Annotated in this window: 15 protein-coding genes; all 15 read left to right on the plus strand. The window is 68.4% G+C overall.

What is annotated here, in order from left to right; genetic code table 11:
• Positions 1–109 precede the first annotated feature (109 nt).
• The 15 genes from HB681_RS16285 to HB681_RS16355 all read left to right on the plus strand — a co-directional run bounded on the left by HB681_RS16285 (position 110) and on the right by HB681_RS16355 (position 18,128).
• On the plus strand, positions 110–682 hold the full coding sequence (locus HB681_RS16285) for a hypothetical protein (RefSeq protein WP_213955888.1): 573 nt from the start codon (positions 110–112) through the stop codon (positions 680–682).
• A gap of 207 nt (positions 683–889) precedes the next feature.
• Positions 890–1,462, plus strand: coding sequence for a hypothetical protein (locus tag HB681_RS16290; protein ID WP_213955889.1), 573 nt, complete (start codon positions 890–892; stop codon positions 1,460–1,462).
• Between the two features lie 75 nt (positions 1,463–1,537).
• The gene (locus HB681_RS16295) at positions 1,538–1,891 is read left to right on the plus strand and encodes a hypothetical protein (protein WP_213955890.1); all 354 of its coding nucleotides are present in this window, start codon (positions 1,538–1,540) and stop codon (positions 1,889–1,891) included.
• A gap of 30 nt (positions 1,892–1,921) precedes the next feature.
• A complete protein-coding gene (locus HB681_RS16300) occupies positions 1,922–3,505 on the plus strand; it encodes a DUF4384 domain-containing protein (RefSeq protein WP_213955891.1) in 1,584 nt (527 codons plus the stop codon).
• Positions 3,489–3,923 carry a hypothetical protein gene (locus tag HB681_RS16305; protein ID WP_213955892.1) on the plus strand — a complete coding sequence of 145 codons (435 nt, stop codon included), beginning with the start codon at positions 3,489–3,491 and terminating at the stop codon, positions 3,921–3,923. The genes HB681_RS16300 and HB681_RS16305 overlap by 17 nt, the downstream gene beginning before the upstream one ends.
• Positions 3,924–4,025: 102 nt before the next feature.
• The gene (locus HB681_RS16310; protein ID WP_213955893.1) at positions 4,026–4,760 is read left to right on the plus strand and encodes a head GIN domain-containing protein; all 735 of its coding nucleotides are present in this window, start codon (positions 4,026–4,028) and stop codon (positions 4,758–4,760) included.
• Positions 4,761–4,822: 62 nt separating this feature from the next.
• Positions 4,823–5,599 (plus strand): OmpA family protein, encoded by a 777-nt coding sequence (locus HB681_RS16315; RefSeq protein WP_213955894.1) that lies wholly within the window; start codon positions 4,823–4,825, stop codon positions 5,597–5,599.
• Between the two features lie 142 nt (positions 5,600–5,741).
• Entirely contained in the window at positions 5,742–6,956 is a 1,215-nt protein-coding gene (tssJ, locus tag HB681_RS16320; protein WP_213955895.1) for a type VI secretion system lipoprotein TssJ, read from the plus strand.
• On the plus strand, positions 6,953–8,098 hold the full coding sequence (locus tag HB681_RS16325) for a DotU/TssL family secretion system protein (RefSeq protein ID WP_213955896.1): 1,146 nt from the start codon (positions 6,953–6,955) through the stop codon (positions 8,096–8,098). The genes tssJ and HB681_RS16325 overlap by 4 nt, the downstream gene beginning before the upstream one ends.
• Positions 8,099–8,116: 18 nt before the next feature.
• The gene (tssM, locus tag HB681_RS16330) at positions 8,117–11,449 is read left to right on the plus strand and encodes a type VI secretion system membrane subunit TssM (protein WP_213955897.1); all 3,333 of its coding nucleotides are present in this window, start codon (positions 8,117–8,119) and stop codon (positions 11,447–11,449) included.
• A 3-nt stretch (positions 11,450–11,452) separates the two neighbouring features.
• The gene (gene tagF / locus HB681_RS16335) at positions 11,453–12,013 is read left to right on the plus strand and encodes a type VI secretion system-associated protein TagF (protein WP_213955898.1); all 561 of its coding nucleotides are present in this window, start codon (positions 11,453–11,455) and stop codon (positions 12,011–12,013) included.
• 284 nt (positions 12,014–12,297) lie between these two features.
• Entirely contained in the window at positions 12,298–13,485 is a 1,188-nt protein-coding gene (locus HB681_RS16340; RefSeq protein ID WP_213955899.1) for a DegT/DnrJ/EryC1/StrS family aminotransferase, read from the plus strand.
• Positions 13,479–14,429, plus strand: a complete 951-nt coding sequence (locus HB681_RS16345) for a glycosyltransferase (RefSeq protein ID WP_213955900.1) — start codon at positions 13,479–13,481, stop codon at positions 14,427–14,429. The genes HB681_RS16340 and HB681_RS16345 overlap by 7 nt, the downstream gene beginning before the upstream one ends.
• 194 nt (positions 14,430–14,623) lie before the next feature.
• The gene (locus HB681_RS16350) at positions 14,624–15,265 is read left to right on the plus strand and encodes a cytochrome c3 family protein (RefSeq protein WP_213955901.1); all 642 of its coding nucleotides are present in this window, start codon (positions 14,624–14,626) and stop codon (positions 15,263–15,265) included.
• Between the two features lie 16 nt (positions 15,266–15,281).
• The gene (locus tag HB681_RS16355) at positions 15,282–18,128 is read left to right on the plus strand and encodes a 4Fe-4S dicluster domain-containing protein (protein ID WP_213955902.1); all 2,847 of its coding nucleotides are present in this window, start codon (positions 15,282–15,284) and stop codon (positions 18,126–18,128) included.
• The last annotated feature ends 38 nt before the right edge of the window (positions 18,129–18,166 follow it).

The following is an 18,166-nucleotide window of genomic DNA, read 5'->3' on the forward strand; positions in this document are numbered from 1 at the left end:
AAATTTGTTTGAACCGATTCCAAACGCGCCGCAACCCATGAGCGGGAAGGCAAGCAATTCAGCAAGCCCCACCGCAAATCCTGTCACTCATCAACCTCTGGAGTTCATCATGCAAATCGTTCGTAAAGCTTCCATCCTCGTGGCCCTCGGTTTCGCCTTCAGCGGCGCAATGGCGGGCGAAATCTCCGGCTCGACCGTGCTGTCGACCGGCTCGAGCAACGCCGCATCCGGCTTCCTGTCCTCGGCTGGACAGAACGTCGGCGTGGCCGAGCAAAACGGCAAGATCACCAACAGCACGGTGATCTCCAACGGCGCCAACAACAGCGCCTCGGGCTTCCTGTCGTCAGCCAACCAGAACGTCGGCCACGCCACGCAAAACGGCAAGATCGCCAACAGCACGGTCATCGGCACGAACCTGAACAACTCGGCTTCGGGCTTCCTCAGCTCGGCTACCCAGGAAGTGGGCTTCGCCAAGAACAACGGCCAAGTGACGAACTCGACCGTGATCGCCAACGGCGCCAACAACCGCGCCTCCGGCTTCCTGTCCTCGGCGACCCAGCAGATCGGTGGCGCGCAAGGCAACGGCAAGCTGACCAACTCGACGGTCATCGCGACGACGTCGAACAACTCGGCCTCCGGCTTCTTGTCCAGCGCAAGCCAAAGCGTGGGCGTTGCCAAGTAAGCACGCGCCGGTCACTCCGGCCCGCTCGACCACCAACCTGCCCGCTTGCGCATCCGCGCCGGCGGGTTTTTTTCTTTCGAGACCGCAGCCGCAAATTTCCTTGAACCGATTCCGCAGCAGCCGCAACCCATGAACGGGAAGGCAAGCAGTTCCGCAAGCCCCACCTTCAAGCCCCTGTCATCACTCCCTTACTCCCTGGAGATCATCATGCAAATCGTTCGCAAAGCTTCCATCCTCGTGGCCCTCGGTTTCGCCTTCAGTGGCGCGATGGCCGGTGAAATCGCCAACTCGACCGTGCTGTCGACCGGCTCGACCAATGCCGCCTCGGGCTTCCTGTCCAGCGCCACCCAGAACATCGGCGTGGCCGAACAAAACGGCAAGATCACCAACAGCACGGTGATCTCGACCAACGCCAACAACAGCGCCTCCGGCTTCCTCTCATCGGCCACGCAGAACGTCGGTCACGCCACGCAAAACGGCAAGATCACCAACAGCACGGTCATCGGCACGAACCTGACCAACTCGGCTTCTGGCTTCCTCAGCAGCGCCACCCAGGAAGTGGGCTTCGCCAAGAACAACGGCCAGGTCGTGAACTCGACGGTGATCGCCAATGGCGCCACCAACCGCGCCTCCGGCTTCCTGTCCTCGGCCACCCAGCAGATCGGTGGCGCGCAAGGCAACGGCAAGCTGACCAACTCGACCGTCATCGCCACCAACTCGACCAACTCGGCCTCCGGCTTCCTGTCCAGCGCGAACCAGAGCATCGGCGTCGCCAAGTAAGCCAGCTCCTTCGTCTTTCGTCCCCTCCCCGCCGGCGCTACCCGCGCCGGCGGCCTTCCCCCCAGGAGATCCAACATGAACGCCACCTTCGCACGCACCACCCGCATCGTCCTCGTCGCCGTCACGCTGGGCGCCTGCGCCAGTGCATTCGCCGGGGAAGAACTGCTGGGTGTCGACTCGAACTTCCGCGCGCGGATCGCCAAGGAAAAGATCCGCGCGAGCGCACAGGAGCGCAGGCAAGACGAACAGCAGAAGAAGCTGGGCATCAACAACGACAACCAGGGCTTCGGCCAGAACCCGACCAGCACCTGCGGCAGCCAGAACATCGGCAATGTTGACACCGGCGGGCGCATTGGCGCACAACCGCGCGAGGTGTTCGTGTTCGCGCCCAACGCGATCAACCTCGTCGGCCGCGGCGGCTGCAACTGATCCCCAACCCTTCTGAACAACGGAGATGTCATGAACTCGCCCCTTTTCGTGCGCGTCCTCGCCCTTGCCGCCGTCGCGACCCTCGCAGGCTGCCAGACGCTCGAGGTCAAGAAGCCCACGGTCGAGCAGACCGCCGAGGTCCGCAAGGGCCCCGAGGACCGGCCGCAGCGCTCCATCACCGGCTTCTCCCATGCGCTGCGCTGCATGGACACGCTGCTGCTGGACTACGGCGTTCGTGACGTCACCATGCTGACCGAGGAAATCACCGACGAAACCAAGAAGCTGAACGCCGGAACGCGCGACATGCTGATCTCGTCGGTGTCGGACATGTCCCGCCGCAGCCGGGCAGTGCGCTTGGTGGCGTTCGGCAAGGACACGCTGAACGTGGTCAGCTTCCTCGCAACGGCACAGACCACGGCGGCCTACCAGGCGGTTCCGCAGTACGACATCAAGGGTTCCGTCTCGCAGTTCGACGAGAACCTGATCAAGAACCAGAAGGACCTGGGCTTCGGCATCTCGCCCTTCCTCAACCTCGGCGTGGCGCGCGACGCCGCCTCCAGCATGCTGGCGCTGGACCTCAGCGTGCTGACGACCAGCGACATGGGCGTGCTGCCCGGCGTCACCTCGCGCAATTCGGTGGTGATCCTCAAGCAGGGCAGCGGCTTCGACGGCGATGCCGCGTATCACAAGTTCGGCATCAACTACAGCATGAACCTGGCCCGCTCCGAAGGCCAGTCGCAGGCGCTGCGCGGGCTGGTCGAACTGGCGGCGGTGGAACTCATCGGCAAGCTGACCAAGACGCCCTACTGGAGCTGCCTGGGCGTGACCGACCCGAAGGCGAACGAAGAGACCAAGCTCGAGATGTTCGACTGGTATCACTCGATGGCCGCCACGCGCATCGAGCTGATCGCCTACTTCCAGAACCAGCTGCGCCGCCGTGGTTTCTACGACGGCCCGATCGACGGCCAATTCAATCCGGCCATCGACGAGGCAATCTCCAACTACCGCGCCGCGCTCGGACTCAGCCGCGAGGCACTGCTCAACGAGGAATTCTTCTACGCCTTCCTCGCGGCCGACCACACGAAGATCGAGCGACCCGCGCAACCGGCGCGCTACGTTGCGCCCGCCGCGGTTGCCGGAGGGCCAGGATCGCCAGCGGCCCCAACCCCGGCCCCCGCACCCAAGGCGGCGCCGCTGAAGCTGTCGGTGTCGGCCCCGAAGCAGCAGACACGCTTTGCCCGCGGCGAGACCATCAGCCTCGCACTGCAACCGTCGCAGGATGCGCATGTCTACTGCTACCTGCAGGACGAGGATGCCAAGGTCATCCGCTTCTTCCCGAACCGGTTCGCTCGTGATTCCCGGATCGCCGCGGCCCAGCCGCTGACCTTGCCCGGGGCGATGCGCTTCCAGCTCTCGATGAACACGAAGGGCGTGCCCGAGACCATCTCCTGCTTCGCCACCCGACAGGACGTGATGGCCTCGCTGCCCCAGCAACTGGTCGGCACCGACTTCGAACCCTTGCCCGGCGCCTCGCTCCAGATGATCCGCGCCGCCTTCGAGAAAGCCAGCGGCGGCACCCTCGCCCAGGAGAACTTCCATGTACAAGCCAAGTGATTTCATCAACGGTCGGAAGCAGCACGGCGGTCTCGTGGCCGCACTGACCGGGGTTGCGGTGGTCGCCGCGGCAGGCATCGCCCTGCAATGGCATCCCGGCGCGACGGCAGGCATCGCGACCACCCGCGGCGACGACCTTGTCGTGACCCAGGTTCCGCCTGCCCCGCTCCCGCCGCCCCCTGCACCCGCGGCGCCGAGCCGCAAGGTTGCCGGCACCTACCAGCTGCGCTGCTGGCAGTACGGCCGCCTGCTGTTCGACGAAGGTCCGGTCACCCTGGGCGCCGAGGCACGGCAAGGCGCGAAGATGGTGGGGACGGATCGCAATGGCGGGGCCCTGTTCGTCACCGCCGACCTGGGCGGGACGACCTGCCTGGCGCGGCCCTCGCCCCCGCCCCCGAACCTCGCCATGCCCCGCTGAAGGAAGGTATGAATCTTTCTACCGCGGACGCCGATCTCGACGCCCTCGCTACGAAATCTTCACACCTTCTTCGGCATCGCCCACCTCGAAAGGAGCCGCACCATGAACCATCTTTCTCCCGCGTTCCCGGTGCGGCGCTTGCCGCGAGCCGTGGCCCTGGCTGCCGCCTGCATCACGGTGATCGCCGCCACCTTTTCCGGGCCGGCGAAGGCGGAGACCGAAAGCCGCAACGTCGCCGATTTCGACGAGGTGGTGTTCGCGGTGGCCGGCGAAGTCAGCATCGATCAGGGCGCGGGTGAATCGCTCTCCATCGAAGCCGAACCCAAGGTCCTGCGCAAGATCACGGCCGAGGTCCGCGACCGGCGCCTGGTCATCGGCCTGTCGCCCGGGAAGGTCGAGACGCAGCAACCGATCCGCATGAAGCTGGGCGTGCGCAACCTGCGCGCCTTCGAGTCGCGCACCACTGGCACGATCGGCATCGGCGCGCTGCGCGGCGACACGCTTTCGCTGGTGCTCGCGGGCGGCGGCTCGATCCGGGTCGAGCGCCTGGAGAACGCGCGCAGCCTGGACGTGCGGATCTCGGGCTCAGGCGAGGTCACGATCGGCGGCGGCAAAGTGACGGCGCAGAAACTTTCCATCACCGGCAACGGCAGCTATTCGGCGCCGCGGCTCGCCAGCGAGCAGGCCGACGTCACCATCAGCGGCAACGGCGAAGTGCAGCTCGCCGCCAGCGCCACGCTGGCCGTGCGCATCAGCGGCATCGGCAATGTGCGCTACCACGGCGACCCGGCCGTGACACGTTCGGTCCAGGGCATCGGCTCGATCGAAAAAGATTGAACCGGCCAGGCGGCACGCGCAACCCATGGGTGTTGACGAAACCACCCCCCAAGGAGTCCGCAATGTTCCGCTACCTCAGCACCCTCACCCTCGCCCTTGCCGCCGCCGGCCTCCTGGTCGCCATCCCGGCGAAGGCCGAGAAGGTCATCGTCTACCGCGAGGGCCAGATCGTGAATCCGCAGGAAGTGGCGGACGTGCTGGGCAAGACCCGCTCCATCCGTCTGCTCGACGATGCGCCCGCAGCCCCGGCTTCGGCCCCGGCCGCAGCGTCAGCCCCAGCTTCCGCTTCCGCCTCGGCAAAGCCCACCCTCGTGGCCTCGGCCTCCAAGCCCAAGCCCTCGGCGCGTCCCGCCGCCCCCGCGGCGGCTGCGCGCCCCGAGCAAGCTGCACACTCCGAGCAAGCTGCACGCCCCGAGCAAGCTGCACGCCCCGAACACGCCGCACGCCCCGAACACGCCGCACGCCCCGCCGCCGTCGCGCACGACGACCCCAGCTCCGAAGCCCCTGCGGCCCTTTCCCTGCCGGTGCAGTTCGGCTTCGGCTCCGCCGAGATCCTGCCGATCGCGCGCACGCAGCTCGACGCACTCGCCGAAGGCATCAAGCTGCTGGCTCCGGGCAGCATCATCATGATCGAGGGCCACACCGACGCCGCCGGCAGCCCGGCCTACAACCTGCAACTGTCGCGGGTCCGCGCCAACGCCGTGCGCGACTACCTGGTCAACCACCACGACATCGACGCCGCACGCCTGAAGACCGTCGGCTACGGCAAGGAACGCCCGATCGAGGGCTCCGACCCGAACGCCGCAGTGAACCGCCGCGTGCAATTCCGCGGCGCCTGAAAAGCCCGGCCGGGGCTGCCCCATGGCATAGGCCATGGGGCCAGCCCGCTCCCCTTGTGCCACCGCGGTGCACAGCCCAGAATGGCACGCGATCTGTCAGGGAGTCCAGCCGGTCCGCAGCACACACTCCTCTCGCCGCACCATGAGTCGCCGTCGCCTGCTCGCCTGCCTTGGCCTCGGCCTGCTGCCCCTGGGATGGAGCGCCGCCTGCCCGGCGCAGGTCCAGGCCCCACCCAAGGCCAAGGTCGACGCTCCCGGACAACGCCGCGTCGCACTCGTGATCGGCAATGGGCGCTATCCCGAGATGCCGCTCAACAACCCCGAGCATGACGCCCGCCTGGTCGCGCAGACCTTGCGCAGCCTCGACTTCGAGGTGGGCGAGTACCTCAACCTCAATGCGCGCGACTTCAAGCGGGTGCTGCGGGAATTCGCGCGCCGCATGGACGACGACCAGGTCGCGTCGGTCTTCTACTACGCAGGCCATGGCGTGCAGATCGGCGGGCGCAACTTCCTGCTGCCGGTGGACATCGCGCTGCGCGACGAGGCCGAGGTGCGCGACGAGGCGATCGACATGCAGGAGGCGCTGCTGTCGCATGTCGAGCGGGTGCGCCCGCGCGCCCGCATCTTCATCATCGATGCCTGTCGCAACGACCCCTTCGCGACCCGCGGGCGCGGCCCGCGCAATACCAACGGCCTGGCCGAGATGGCGGCGCCGGGGGCGCTCATCGCTTTCTCCGCGGCGCCGGGCCGTGTCGCTGAGGACGGCCCGATCGGCGGCAACAGCGTCTACACGCGCCACCTCGCCACCGAGCTGCGCACGCCGGGCGTGGATGTCGAGGAAATGATGAAGGCGGTGCGCATCAAGGTGCTGCGCGACACGGCGGAGCGCCAGATCCCGTGGGTCAACACCTCGATGGTGGTGAACTTCATGTTCAACCCGGCGCCGGCGCCGGCATCGGCCGGGCCCCGGCGCAATCTCCAGTTGCTGGTGCAGGCGCAGCGCAGCCTCAACACCGATGACCGCAATGCGTCGGCGTCGCTGGCGCTGCGGATCTATGTGCTGCGCGACGCGGGCAGTTTCGAGAAGGCCAGCTTCGACAGCCTCTACGACGACGACGAGGCCACGCTGGGCTCGAACGTGCTGGTGCGCGAGAAGCTGTACCTGCGCCCCGGCGAAGCACGCGAACTGGCCCTCGAGATCGCCGGTGATGCGCGTGCCGTCGCCGTGTTCGGCGCATTCAGGCAGATCGAGCAATCGCGATGGCGAGCGATCCTGCCCTTGCCGGCCGGCACGCTGGCGCCGCGCGCACGCATCGACGCGCAGGCGCGCCAGCTGCAACTGGAGTGGGCCCGATGAGCCGATCCGGCGCCGCGCTCGCGTCGCCGGCTTCCGGCGCGGCGGATGCGGTCGATGGGGTCGACGCCGTCGATGAGCCGGCCACCGTGCGTGCGCTGCGCGTCGAGGCCCTTCCGCTCGTCGCATTGATCGCACGCCTGCGCGATGGGACGCCTGCCGACACCGCCGAGCTGCGCCGCACGCTGTCCGCGGCGGTGGCCGGCTTCGAGGCCGATGCGCGTGTCGCGGGCGTCGACGAGCCCAGTGTCGCGGCCGCGAGCTACGTGCTCTGCGCCTGGGGCGACGAGCAGTTTGCCGCGGCGCCGTGGGGAACAGGAGGCGCCGGACTGCTGCAGCGCTTTCATGGCGATGCCAGCGGCGGCGACAAGCTGTTGCGCCTGCTGTCGCGCCTCGCCGAGAAGCCGCAAGAGCACCGCGCCTTGCTCGAGCTGTTCCACACCTGCCTGAGCCTGGGCCTGCGCGCGCGCATCGGCCCCGACAACCGCGACCACGAAACCCTGCGCGCCCGCGTGCAACTGGCGCTGCAGCAGGTCGCGCCAGCGCCGACGCTGGCGCCCGCCTGGCACTGCGCCGCGGCGGCAGCCAGTCCGCCGCGCGCCCCCCGACTCGCGTTGCCGCGGGTCCTGCTGCTGGGTGTGCTCGCCCTGGGCGTCTACAGCGCCAGCCAGCTTCAACTGGCCACGCGCGTCGACGGGGTGCTGGCGTCGATGCAGCGACTCGTGCCGGCGCACAGCGTGCCCGCGCCGCCCATCGCACCCCCCGCGCCGGCGCCGCCGCGGCTGGCCTCAAGGCTGCGCGAGGACATCGAGGCGGGTCGCCTGGCCGTGCGCGACGAGGTGCTGCGCAGCGTGGTCACGATCAATGCCGATGCGCTCGACAACGCCACCGCCCCCCTGACGCGCGTGGGCGCGGCGCTGAAGAAGGAGCCGGGCAAGGTCCTGGTCGTCGGCTACACCGATGGCAGCGATCCGCCCACGGCGCGCACGCCCTCGGCCTGGCACCAGGCGATGGAATGGGCGCGCGGCGCCGCCGACGTGCTGCGGCCTGTCATCGGTGACGCGCGGCTGGCAGTCGAGGCCCGTGTCGACCCGGCTGCCAGTGGTCCGCTGCGGCGTGTCGAGATCGTTCTCTTTCCGGAATGACGCCAGAATGAAGCCGGAATGAAGCCGCCGCCCCGCTTCCTGCAACGCGCCGTGAACCTCGGCGCGGCGGGGGTGCTGCTGTGGTTCGCGGCCCCGCTGCTCGCCTTCGGCAAGTGGCACCCCTTCGACGACACGCGCGCCCGACTTGCCCTGCTCGCGCTGGCCGCGCTGCTGCTGGTCGGCCTGTACGCGCTGTCGTTGTGGCTGGCCCGGCGACGCAATGAGCGGCTGCTCAAGAGCCTCGAACAGGGCGATGTCGGCCTGGAACTGAGCCAGCGCTTCCGCGATGCGCTCGCGATGCTGCGGAACGGCGTCGAGGCCAAGGGCACGCGCCGCTGGTGGCAGCGCCGCCGACAGGTGCAGCAACTGCCCTGGTACCTGATCATCGGAGCGCCCGGTGGCGGCAAGACCACGGCGATATTGCATTCGGGCTTGCGCTTTCCGCTGGCCGAGAAGCTTGGCCGCGACCCGCTCGCCGGCATCGGCGGCACGCGCCAGTGCGACTGGTGGTTCAGCCAGGAGGCGGTGTTCATCGATACGGCCGGACGCTACTTGACGCAGGACAGCGATGCCGCGGCCGACGCCCGCGAATGGCAGCAGTTCCTCGCCTTGTTGCGTCGGCACCGGTCGGTGCAGCCGATCAACGGCGTGATCGTCAGCGTCAGCGTGCCCGACCTGCTGCAGGGCGGCGCGGAACTCGGCCGCCAGTCGGCCGCCGTGGCGGCACGCCTGGACGAATTGCGGCGCGAACTCGACCTCGCCTTCCCCGTCTACCTGCTGGTCACCAAGGCCGACCTGCTCGCCGGTTTCGTCGAGACCTTCGGCGATCTCGACGCCGCGCAGCGGGAGCAGTTCTGGGGGCTGGTGTTCGATGCCGATGTCGACGGTGTCCCGGTCAACCTTGACATGCGCCTGAATGAACTCGCGCAGCGCCTGGCACAGCGCACGCCGGAGATGCTCCAGCATGAACGGATGGCGCATCGCCGCCTGCCGATCTATGCCTTCGCGGCGCAGTTCAAGGCCCTGCTGGCCCCGCTCGAAGGTTTCGTGCGCGATGCCTTTGCCGGCATCGCCGTCGAGCCGGCGCAGCGCCTGCGCTCCATTGCGCTGACGAGCGGCACGCAGGAGGGCAATCCGATCGACCGGGTGATCGGTGAACTCGCCCGCAGCCATGGCCTCGCGCTGAAGCCGTTGGCGCGGCCCGATGCCGGGGGCAAGTCGTACTTCCTGAGCGCCTTGCTCAGGCAATTGGTGATCGCGGAAGCGCCGCTGGCAGGCCAGCGCTTGCGGCGGCTGCGCTGGCGTCGGCGCGCCGTCATGCTCGGCGCCGGCACGGCCGGTATCGTGCTGCTGGCCGCCTCCGTCCTGTGGTGGCAAAGCTATGAGCGCAACCTCGCCTACGTCGACACGGTGCGCACACGCGTCGAGCAATTGACGCAACGCATCGGTCCGCTGGAATCGGCGAGCCTGGAGCAGGTGCTGCCGCTGTATGCGCTGCTGGAACGGCTGGCCTCCAACGATGGCATCGATCCCGACGAACCGCCGGCCGGCTTCGGCTTCGGGCTGTTCCAGGGGCCGCGGCTGGCGCGCTCGGCGGAGCAGGCCTACCGCGAGATGCTGGACCAGAGCCTGGCGCCACTGCTCGTCGAACGCTTGCGCCGCGACCTGCGCGAGGCCGAGGACAGCGCCACACGCTACGAGGCGCTGCGTTCGGCATTGATGCTCTCCGACCCGTCGCGGCTGGTACGCCCGGAGTTGAAGGGCTGGGTCGGGCAGGCGCTGGCGCAGGCGAGCGGCGCTGGCGAACGCGCCGAATGGTCGCGCCATGTCGACACCCTGATCGAGCGCAGCGGCCTGCCCGAGGCGATGCGCCCTGACGAGGCCGGCGTGCGTGCCGCGCGTGCCGCCCTCGCTGCGGTCCCGCCGGCGCAGCGCGTGCACGAACTGCTGCTGCTACGCGTGCCCGACCCCGACCCGCCGCAAGACCTGCCGACGGAACTGGGCGCAACCAGCGCCGCCTTTTTCACCACGTCGAGCGCCGGCCCGATGCCACCGAATTCGAGCGCCGGTGACTGGCGCCGCAGGCTGCTGCCTGCCCTCGATCCCCTCATCGACACGCTGGCCAACGAGGCGGATTGGGTGCTCGGCGACACCGCCGCCGACATCCGCCGGCTGCAGAAGGACCGCGCCTGGCGAGACGACATCGCCTTGCAGGTCGGCAAGCGGCAGGCACAGCGTGTGAACGCGGCCTGGTCGGCCCAACTCGATGCGTTGGCACTGGCGCCTGTCGCCGATCCGGAAGGCGCCTCGCGCCGGGCCGCCGAGCTCACTGCCCCCGATTCGCCGCTGCGCCGCCTGTTCACGCGCCTGGCCGACGAGTTCAGCGCGCCTACCCAGGGCGGCAGCGCGGCAGAGAACGGCTTCAATGGCGCATTGCGAGCGCGCTTCGGTGCGCTCGGCGACTATGCTGCCGGCGCAGGACCGCAAGCACTCGACCGGCTGCACGTCCTGGCCACCGGCAAGCGCGACGAGAGCGCCGCCGCGCAGCTCGATGCAGCCCTGCGTGCCGAGGCTGCCCGTGCCCCGCCCGAATTGCGCAAGGTCTATGTCGACCTCGGGACATTGATTCGCTCCCGCGGTGGCGCCCGGCCGGGCTTCGACGCCGCGCTGGGCGAACTCGCGCGAGCCTGCACCACGTTGACACGCGCGTACTTTCCGTTTGGCGGCGCCGCATCACGCGACATGCCGCCGTCCGATTTCGCGCGCCTGTTCGGACCGGGCGGCCTGTTCGACGAGTTCCGCCGCCACCAGTTGAACGAACGCGTCGACACCTCGAGCCGGCCATGGAAGGCCCGCGGCGCTGGCGTCGATGTGGGTGTGCCGGCGGCCTTCGAGCAGGCGGCAGCCATCGGCGCCCTGTTCTTCCCGCAAGGCGCGCCGTTGCCCGAACTCAGGCTGCGCCTGACGCCGCAGCGCATGGATGCGGACCTGCTGCAGTTCAGCGTCGATGTGGATGGCCAGTTGCTGCGCTTCGAGAACGGCCCGGCGCGCGCCAAGGAACTGGTCTGGCCCGGGCCGGCCTCGACGCAGAAGGTGTTGCTGCGCATCCTGCCGCCCGGCCCCTCCGGCGTCGGCGCCGAGGTCCACGAAGGTCCATTCGCCTGGCTTCGGGTGCTGCTGCGCAGCGACTGGCAAGGCGCGCGCGGCGCACCCGCCCGGTTGTCCCTCGTCGTCGACACGCGCAAGCTGGACGTCGAGGCGAGCGCCGCCGCCGGGCCCGAGGCGGACATCTGGACGCTGCGGGAGCTGGCGCGTTTTCGCTGTCCTCCTGAGCCTGGAAAAAGCAGCTGAATCATGGTGAAGTCGCCGGCTTCGCGTCGCGTGTGCTGGTACGGCAAGCTGCCCGCGCGCGGGGATTTCGTCGGACGCGGCCTGCCGCCCCGCTGGCGCAACGATTGGGACGGCTGGCTGCAGCGCGGCTTGGTCCTCGCTGCCACGACGCTGGACGGCGGCCCGCTGCGGGAACGCCTGGGCGCGTTCGCACCGTGGCGCTACGTGGCGCTGCCGGCCCCTGGGGAGGTTTGGTGCGGGATCATCATGGCGTCCCAGGACCGGGTCGGACGCGCCTTTCCGCTGACACTTGTGGAGCGCCTCGACATGCCGGCTTCCCTGGACGAAAGCTGGGTCAGGCTGGCGGCGCTGCTCGATGCGGTCGCGCAAGGGCCGGAGGTGCTGGAAGCCGTGATCGCCGCGTTGCCGCCGCGCGCGGGGCCGGCCGCCAAACCCCGGCAAGATCTACCTTCAGCGCCGGCCAGCCTCTGGTGGCCGCTGGCCGCCGCGGGCGATGCCATCGCGCGGCCCGCGGCCTGGCCGCCGGAGCCGGCATTGCTGCTCGCTTTGCTTGAGCCGATCTAGCCAGAGACGCCTGCGATTGCCAGGCAAGCGCCTCAAGGTGAAGCGTGGCCGACGGCATCGAGAAACTTGAGCGCCTCCCATGCTTCAGACAGCACAGTCGTGAAACTGTCGACAAACGTGCTGACCATGCACTGACCGACGAAGCGGGATCGCGCGCCGAAAGGCCCACTGCGTGGAGGAAATTGTGAACAAATGTGTACTTTCGGACTAGGATTGGTCTTGAAGCCCGCCACTGGAGCGGGCGTTGCCCGAACAATCGATTCGTCCAAATCACCTTTATCACCATGCAAAGTAAAGAAGATTTCCTCGTGTTCGGTGCCCCGCGGATCGAGCAGGACGACATCGACGCGGTCGAGTCCGTGCTGCGGTCGGGGTGGCTCGGAACCGGGCCCAAGGTCTCCCAATTCGAGCGGGAGTTCGCACTCTATCGAGGCGCAAGCCATGCGATGGCGTTGAACTCCTGCACGGCGGCATTGCACTTGTCGCTTCTCGCCTCGGGCGTCGGGCCGGGTGACGAAGTCATCACGACACCGATGACGTTCTGCGCGACCGTCAACGCCATCATTCATGCAGGCGCCACGCCGGTCCTGGCCGACGTCGACCCCCAGACGCTGAACATCGATCCGGTGCAGGTGCTGCAAAAGATCACGCCGCGCACGCGTGCCATCGTCCCGGTTCATTTCGCCGGCCGCCCTTGCGACATGGACGCACTGATGGCTCTCGCCAGCCAGCATGGCATCAAGGTCATCGAGGACTGCGCGCACGCGATCGAGACCGAGTACCACGGCCGCAGCGCAGGGACGATCGGCGACTTCGGCTGCTTCTCCTTCTACGTCACCAAGAACATCGTCACCGGAGAAGGCGGCATGGTGTTTGCGCGCAGGGCAGAAGACGCGGCGCGCATCAAGATCCTTGGCTTGCACGGCATGACCAAGGACGCCTGGAAGCGCTTCAGCGACGAAGGCTACAAGCACTATTACGTCGTGGCCGCCGGCTTCAAGTACAACATGATGGACCTGCAGGCCGCCATCGGCCTGAAGCAACTCGAGCGCGTCGAGCACTACTGGCGTCGACGCGAGGCGATATGGGCGCGCTACATGAACGAACTGGCGGACCTCCCCCTCGGGTTGCCTGCGCCCGTCGAGCCCCACACGCGACACGGTCACCACCTGTTCACGGTACATGTCGATGCGAAGCGTTGCGGGATTTCCCGCGATGCCTTCCTGGACGCGATGACCGCGCAAGGCATTGGCGTCGGCGTGCACTACCTCTCGCTCAACGAACACCCGTTCTACCAGGAGACCTATGGCTGGCGGCCCGAAGATACGCCGCACGCGCACCGGATCGGCCGCCAGACCGTGTCGCTGCCGATCTCGGCGAAACTGAGCGATGCGGACGTCACGCGCGTGATCGGCGCGGTGCGCTCGATCCTGCAGGCGCAATCCGTGAAAGTTGCCGCCACGGCATGCTGATCTCGGTACTGATACCGGCTTATGCCAGGCCAGAGCAGTTGGGCGAAGCGCTCGCAAGCATTGCGCAACAGGATCGCTCGCTGATCGGCGAGATCATCATTGCCGACGACAGCCCACGCGCGTATTGGGATCGCAACCAGGCAGTGATCGCAGCGAGCGGCCTGACCGACCTGATCGACTACGTCCCCAGCGAACCGTCAAGGGGCACGTACCCCAACCAGTGGTTCCTGGGCACGCGAGCAAAGTGCGACCACCTGCTCTTCCTTCACAACGACGACACGCTCTGCCCAGCGGCGTTGCGCACGCTGGCCGATGCATGCATGAGCGAAACAGACACCTTGGTCAAGCTCTGGTTCGGCCGCAACCTGATCATGGACGAGGAGGGTCGCGTTGATCCGGTCCGCGGCGCGGACAACGATCGCGTGTACGGCAAGACTGGCGGCGCGCGCGCCCAGCCGATGTGGCAATGGTGCCTGACCCAATCGGTCCCGCCAGACGCCTTCCTGATTGCAAGGGACACCTATCTGCAACACATGCAGGGCCCGCGTGATGGCAACGTCGGCGACTGGGCCATGATGGTGCGGCTTGCCAACAGCGGCGTGTGGGCCCGCTTCATCGATCAAGAGGTTTCGATGTATCGCGTCCAGGCGGACTCCGTCACCAATGCGGGCCGCGGCATGGATGTCCACCTTTACTACGAATTCACCAGGCAGCTCCGGGTACCGCCTGAGGGAACCGCGCTGAAGCAGGTCAGAGCCTCGCGCATCGCCCCGGTGGCAACGATTCGCTATGCGAGGGACGGCGACCGTCTCCATGCATGGAAATGCTATGTCTCGCGCGACTGGACCTGGCGCCAACGCCTTTCCAGGAGCGGCGTGATGGCCTTGATGGCGTTGTCGATGCCTCGGGCACTCTGGACCTGGGCGCTGCGCAACCGGGATTAGCGGCCCGCGGTGAAATCGGGAGCATGCGCCACCGTGCGACAAGTCTCTCCGCCGGGTTGAGCGAGCGACCCTTCGGACCGCGGTCAGCCATTGGTCAGCCTGACGGCGGCGCAGGCGTCAATCCGCTGGGATTCACGCCGTCAGCCGGATTTGGCTGACCCCAACATCGAGGCCCGTGTGCTAGGACTGCGCCCATGGCACAAGTCGTCGGGCAGCGCGCGGAGTTGGCGGTCAAGCTCGGCCTGCTGGCGGTGTTGGCCTGCACAGCATTCGCGCTGGTCCTGCTGTTGTGGCGCGGGCAGGAAGACACCACGCGCAATGAAGTGGTGACGCAGCCCATTCCGTTCAGCCACAAGCACCACGTGGGCGACGTGGGGCTGGATTGCCGGTTCTGCCATGCGCAGGTCGAGCGTTCCGCTTCGCCGGGCTTTCCTTCGACACAGGTGTGCCTGGGCTGTCACTCTCAATTGTTCGCGGGGCAGGCGATGTTCGAGCCGCTGCGCGAGAGCGCACGCACGGGAGCGCCCGTGGCATGGAAGCGCGTGCACAGGCTGCCGGACTTCGTCTACTTCGACCACAGCATCCATGTGGCCAAGGGCGTGGCCTGCATCGATTGCCATGGCCGTGTCGACCAGATGCCGCTGATGCGCCGCGTGTCCTCGCTGCGAATGGACTGGTGCATCGACTGCCATCGAAATCCGCAGCCGCACTTGCGCGACCCTTCGCATGTGTTCGACATGCGTCCCCTGGGCGCCGACGACATGGCCAGCGTGCAGATGCTGAGCCGCTTGCAGAGCCAGCAGCGGCTGACTGATTGCTCGACCTGCCACCGATGAACAAGCGACCGACGCCATGAAGCCCATCCAGCGTGTGATCGAGATCGTGCCGGCCCAGGGCGCGGCGCGGGAGGGCTTGACGCGGCGCCAGGCCCTGTCGTGCATGGCGGCTTCGATGGCGCTGGCGAGCGCTGGCTGCACGCGGCCCGACCCGGGCGAGGCGCATCCCTTCGTCCGCATGCCCGAGGCCGGCTACGGCGGTGAAGCGCTGTACTACGCGACGAGCTTCGTGCGTGACGGTTTTGCGCATGGCGTGCTGGTGGGTACGCGCGAGGGGCGGCCGGTGAAGGTCGAGGGCAATCCCGTGCATCCGGCAAGCCTGGGGCGAACCGATGTGTTTACGCAGGCCTCGGTGCTGGGGCTGTGGGACCCGGATCGGTCGCAGGTCGTGCTGCAACGCGCCGCCGGTGCGGGCGCCGCCGTGCCGTCCACATGGAGCAGCTTCGACGCGGCGTGGCAGCGTCAGGTGCACGACCTGCGTGCGCGCCAAGGTGCCGGGCTGCGCGTGCTGCTCCCGGCGAGCACTTCGCCCACCCTGAATGCCCAGCTCATGACGCTGAAGGAGCGCTTTCCGGAGTCGCAGTTGCATCGGCACGCGCCCCTGGCCGCGGCGCATGCGCCCATGCTGGTGTCGGGCCATGTCGGCCGTGCGGTGCCTGCTATCTCGCGGGCCGCGCTCGTGGTGGCTTTCGACGCGGACCCTTTCAGTGGCGGTGCGGACAGCGTGCGCTGTGCAGCCGACTGGGCGAGCGCCCGCGAAGCCGCGCCCAGCGGTGGCGCGACGCGACTGATCGCCATCGAGACCACGCCCGGCCTGTTCGGAGCACGCGCCGACGACCGGCTCGCGTTGCCGCCCGCGGCAATCGACGCGGTGATCGAGCGCCTGGCGCTGGCCTGCGGCGTGCCGGGCGCGGGCAACATCGCCATGGCCGACCCGCACCAGGCAGCTTTCGAGAAGCGGCTGCTCGCCGCCGTGCGGGCGGCCGGCCCCAACACCTTGTGCTTCGCCGGGCCTGCCCTTGCCGAACACAGCCATGCCCTTTTGCATGCACTGCACCGCCGGCTCGGCGCGGTGGGGCACACGGTCCGCCATATCGCCACACCCGAGGGCGACGCCCTGCCCGGCTTGCTCGCGCTGCGCGAGGCCATCGAGCGCGGGGAGGTCGACACGTTGCTGATCCTGGGCGGCAACCCAGCCTACGACGCGCCCGGCGCGCTGCGCATCGGCGACGCGCTGTCCCGCGTGCCCTTCAGCGTGCACCTGGGCCTCCACGCCGATGAAACCGCGCAGTGCTGCCGTTGGCACCTGCCGATGAGCCACATCTACGAGCAATGGAGCGACGCGCGCGCCTTCGACGGCACGGCCTCGTTGATCCAGCCGGTGATCGCGCCGCTGTACGACACGCGCTCCGTGCACGAGCTGCTCGCCTCGATGCTCGATGACGAGACGCGCAACGGACGGGAACTGTTGCGCCGCCAATGGCGCCGCGAAGGCCAGGACAGCGCGGGCTTCGAGGCCTTCTGGCGCGCCAGCCTGCGCAGCGGCGTGGTCGATGGCAGTGCCTTCGCCGATGAAGCGCTTGCAGACGCTTCACTGCCTTCCGCGCAACCAGCGCATCCAGCGCACGAGGCCGGCACGCTGACCGCCGTGTTCGTCTCCGACGCCGCGACCGCCGACGGCAGCTTCGCCAACAACGGCTGGCTGCAGGAACTCCCTCGTCCCTTCACGCAGATCACCTGGGGCAACGCGCTGCACCTCGGCCCGGGAACCGCTGCATCGCTCGGCCTGCGCAGCGGTGACGTGGTGCGCGCAAGCGCCGCCGGGCAAACGGTCGAGGCCCCCGTGTGGGTGCAGTCCACCCATGCCGAGGGCGCGGCGACCTTGCCGCTGGGCAACGGCCGCAAGGCCGGCGGGACGGTCGCGCGCGGCATCGGCTTTGACGCATACGCGCTGCGGCCCGACGGCCAGGCGACAGTGCAACTCACGTTGAAGCCGACCGGCCGGCATGTCGACTTCGCGCGAACGCAGCTCACCCTGTCGCAGGAGGACCGCGAACTCGCCCGCACCGTGCTCGCTTCGCGGCCCATCATCCAGCGCGAGGAAGTCGCGCCGACGCTCTACCCGCCCAAGGACGGCAAGCCCGCGCACGCCTGGGCCATGACCATCGACCTCGACGCCTGCACCGGCTGCAACGCCTGCACCGTGGCTTGCCAGGCCGAGAACAACATTCCCGTGGTGGGCGCCGAGCAGGTCGCGCTCGGCCGCGTCATGCACTGGATCCGCATCGACCACTACGAGGCCCCGCCCGATGCGGCACCCGGCGCGAGCGGCGTGTTCCAGCCCGTCCCCTGCATGCATTGCGAGAACGCTCCCTGCGAGATCGTCTGCCCGGTCGGCGCCACGGTGCATGACAGCGAGGGGCTCAACGTGCAGGTCTACAACCGCTGCGTCGGCACGCGCTTCTGTTCGAACAATTGCCCGTACAAGGTGCGGCGCTTCAACTTCCTGCAGTACAGCGACGAGGACACGGCCGCCTTCGCTGCGCAGCACAACCCCGATGTGACGGTGCGCGTGCGCGGCGTGATGGAGAAGTGCACCTACTGCGTCCAGCGCATCTCGCGCGCGCGCCTCATGTCCGAGAAGAGCGGCAAGCCGCTCGCCGACGGCGACGTCGTCACGGCTTGCCAGTCTGCCTGCCCGACCGCCGCGATCCACTTCGGCGACCTTGCCGACCCGGCGAGCGACGTGACGCGCACCAAGGCCTCGCCACGCCACTACGCGCTGCTGGGCGAACTCAACACGCGACCGCGCACCACCTACCTCGCGCGGGTGGTGCGGGACGACAGCAAGGACGCGGCATGAGTGCCGCACGGCCGCCCGAAGACACTCTCACCGCAGTG

It is taken from the genome of Variovorax sp. dw_954 (assembly GCF_018449755.1).
GTDB lineage: Bacteria > Pseudomonadota > Gammaproteobacteria > Burkholderiales > Burkholderiaceae_C > Variovorax.

Bases quoted from the DNA above. Each gene is read 5' to 3' on its own strand.
- HB681_RS16285 (WP_213955888.1), top strand. From the start codon at position 110: ATGCAAATCGTTCGTAAAGCTTCCATCCTCGTGGCCCTCGGTTTCGCC.
- HB681_RS16290 (WP_213955889.1), top strand. From the start codon at position 890: ATGCAAATCGTTCGCAAAGCTTCCATCCTCGTGGCCCTCGGTTTCGCC.
- HB681_RS16295 (WP_213955890.1), top strand. From the start codon at position 1,538: ATGAACGCCACCTTCGCACGCACCACCCGCATCGTCCTCGTCGCCGTC.
- HB681_RS16300 (WP_213955891.1), top strand. From the start codon at position 1,922: ATGAACTCGCCCCTTTTCGTGCGCGTCCTCGCCCTTGCCGCCGTCGCG.
- HB681_RS16305 (WP_213955892.1), top strand. From the start codon at position 3,489: ATGTACAAGCCAAGTGATTTCATCAACGGTCGGAAGCAGCACGGCGGT.
- HB681_RS16310 (WP_213955893.1), top strand. From the start codon at position 4,026: ATGAACCATCTTTCTCCCGCGTTCCCGGTGCGGCGCTTGCCGCGAGCC.
- HB681_RS16315 (WP_213955894.1), top strand. From the start codon at position 4,823: ATGTTCCGCTACCTCAGCACCCTCACCCTCGCCCTTGCCGCCGCCGGC.
- tssJ (WP_213955895.1), top strand. From the start codon at position 5,742: ATGAGTCGCCGTCGCCTGCTCGCCTGCCTTGGCCTCGGCCTGCTGCCC.
- HB681_RS16325 (WP_213955896.1), top strand. From the start codon at position 6,953: ATGAGCCGATCCGGCGCCGCGCTCGCGTCGCCGGCTTCCGGCGCGGCG.
- tssM (WP_213955897.1), top strand. From the start codon at position 8,117: ATGAAGCCGCCGCCCCGCTTCCTGCAACGCGCCGTGAACCTCGGCGCG.
- tagF (WP_213955898.1), top strand. From the start codon at position 11,453: ATGGTGAAGTCGCCGGCTTCGCGTCGCGTGTGCTGGTACGGCAAGCTG.
- HB681_RS16340 (WP_213955899.1), top strand. From the start codon at position 12,298: ATGCAAAGTAAAGAAGATTTCCTCGTGTTCGGTGCCCCGCGGATCGAG.
- HB681_RS16345 (WP_213955900.1), top strand. From the start codon at position 13,479: ATGCTGATCTCGGTACTGATACCGGCTTATGCCAGGCCAGAGCAGTTG.
- HB681_RS16350 (WP_213955901.1), top strand. From the start codon at position 14,624: ATGGCACAAGTCGTCGGGCAGCGCGCGGAGTTGGCGGTCAAGCTCGGC.
- HB681_RS16355 (WP_213955902.1), top strand. From the start codon at position 15,282: ATGAAGCCCATCCAGCGTGTGATCGAGATCGTGCCGGCCCAGGGCGCG.